Below are 476 nucleotides of genomic sequence, written 5' to 3'. Positions count from 1 at the left end.
GTTCCAAAATGGACGAAGTTATCTACGAAGAGTTTAAAGGCACCGGTAACATGGAACTGCACCTCTCTCGTAAGATTGCTGAAAAACGCGTCTTCCCGGCTATCGACTACAACCGTTCCGGTACCCGTAAAGAAGAGCTGCTTACCACTCAGGAAGAGCTGCAGAAAATGTGGATCCTGCGCAAAATTATCCATCCGATGGGTGAGATTGATGCGATGGAATTCCTCATCAATAAGCTGGCAATGACCAAGACGAATGATGACTTCTTCGATATGATGAAGCGCTCGTAAGGTAAAAAAAGCCAAAAACGCCACGCCTTTGCGTGGCGTTTTCATTTTTGGGTTTGTATGATCCAGAGACAGAGAAAGCGGGACGAAAGTTGTCGTATAATGGCGCCGGATAGCAGGCGGAGACAGCTTTAACAGACTAAAATCTATACAATAAATTTGTAATGTTCTGCTTTTCCCCTTCTGGAG

At 45.2% G+C, this 476-nt stretch carries 1 pseudogene; it reads left to right on the top strand.

Features of this window, described 5'->3' with window-relative positions:
* Positions 1-290 (top strand): annotated as a pseudogene (gene rho / locus H0X95_RS35700) (transcription termination factor Rho); the annotation flags it as partial.
* Positions 291-476 lie beyond the last annotated feature (186 nt).

The sequence above is a fragment of the Burkholderia sp. 9779_493 genome (assembly GCF_015712215.1).
Taxonomy (GTDB): domain Bacteria; phylum Pseudomonadota; class Gammaproteobacteria; order Burkholderiales; family Burkholderiaceae; genus Burkholderia; species Burkholderia cenocepacia.
This window is presented reverse-complemented; position numbering and strand designations above follow the sequence as displayed.